The organism is Devosia sp., assembly GCF_036676215.1.
GTDB lineage: Bacteria > Pseudomonadota > Alphaproteobacteria > Rhizobiales > Devosiaceae > Devosia.
Genome location: NZ_JAKFDJ010000047.1, coordinates 1 through 1,661 on the forward strand (window position 1 = coordinate 1; position 1,661 = coordinate 1,661).

General features: G+C 63.9%; 2 protein-coding genes. Both read left to right on the forward strand.

Annotated features, from left to right (window positions below):
• On the forward strand, nt 1–538 hold a 538-nt coding region (locus tag V6M52_RS04055), incomplete at its 5' end, for an aldehyde dehydrogenase family protein (RefSeq protein ID WP_332699707.1).
• 542 nt (nt 539–1,080) lie between these two features.
• On the forward strand, nt 1,081–1,661 hold a 581-nt coding region (locus V6M52_RS04060; RefSeq protein ID WP_332699710.1), incomplete at its 3' end, for a TetR/AcrR family transcriptional regulator.

The window sequence follows — 1,661 nt, forward strand, 5'->3', positions numbered from 1 at the left end:
GGATCCAACCGATCACGGCGGTTTCAAGCTGGTCGAAGTCGCCGGGTGTGGCGCTGAGGCCGCCCTGCCCTCCGCTTTTCAGGCACACCTGGAAGAGCGACGGGACAAGCGCGCAAAAACGAATGTATTGCGGGCCGAACTCGCCTGCACACTCGTTTCCGACATCAGCAAGGACACCCTGGTGGACAATCGGCCGGAAGAATCGCGCATCGTCCAGGAGGAGCCTTTCGGTCCCATCCTGCCGGTGCTCAAGTGGCGCGATGAGGACGAGGTGGTCGCGCGCGCCAACGCCAGCCCGTTCGGCCTTGGCGCGTCGGTATGGGGCAGCGACTTGGTGGCGGTCGAGCGCATCGGCGCCCGGCTGGATGCCGGCACCGTCTGGCTGAACGAGGTACGCCAGTACTGGCCACACCAGGCGTTCGGCGGCCACAAACGGTCCGGCATCGGTTGCGAGAATTCACTGCATGGACTGATGGAATGCGCCAACTGGAAAACCATCACGCTGAACAGGGAGGCGGCGTTCGTCCAGGGCGTGTAGCGCGGCCAGGCGCCGGTGTCGAGCGCCTGCGGTACGCTCGATTGCCGGCACCGGGGCCAAGCATGACGTGGCAATAGAGCTGGGCAGTGTCGGCAATGGAACGCTGGGCTCTCGGAGCCTGAAGCATCCTATTGCCACCGTCATCGCTTCGATCGCTTGAGGCGCCCCGTTCTGAACGCGCCGTGCCAACCGGTCATGCACGTATGGATGTGCGCGCCTATCGAGCGACGGCTTCCCGCCAATTGCAATTGGAACGCCCCGATCCACGCTCAACCATGCGCCGGCCGTGTCCTGGTCTAAAGATTGATCTTTGACGAGGGCTGGGCGCTACATGATGTTCTCGGCCGCCAAGGTCGAGCGCGGCCAGCGCGCCTTGCGCACCCTCGGGGCGCCAAGAAAGCGGCAGGAAAATTAAACACCAAGACCGATTCGCGCGCTGCGGTTAGTACAAGCGGCATCATCCTCAAATCCTATTGGACGGCGCTTATAGAAATAAAGGTCCCCACGAGCACCTCGGCCAAATTTGGTATATGATGATCATCATGAAAACGAAATCTGCCAGCAAACCCGCTGTCGGCCGCAAGGAAGCCACGCACGAGCGTATCCTGGAAGTGGCGGCTCGCGCCATCCGCCGCAGCGGCTACGGCGGCACGGGTGTAGCCGACATCATGAAGGAAGCCGGCCTTACGCACGGCGGCTTCTATGCCCACTTTGACTCGCGCGACGCCTTGCTGGCCGAGGCCGGGGCCCGCGCTGCGGCCGAGACGGTGGCGCGGGGGGCCCGCTTGGTGGCCGCTGCGCCGCCAGGGCAGGCCTTGCAGGCCATAATGCATGCCTATTTGTCGCCCCAGCATATCAAGGCGATCGAGACTGGCTGCCCGGTTTCGGCGCTGTGTTCGGAAATGCCCCGCCAGGCGCCGGAAGTGCGGCGCGCCGCCACCAGCCATATCAAGGAAATGATCGACCTGATCGCCCGCCAGTTGCCCGATTGGAGCCAGCCGCAGGCGCACGAGCAGGCAATGGCGCTACTGTGCGCCCTGATCGGTACGACCATGGTTGCGCGCGCCGTGGATGACCCCAGGCTGTCGCAGGCGTTATGTGCAGCGACGCTGAAACATCTGGC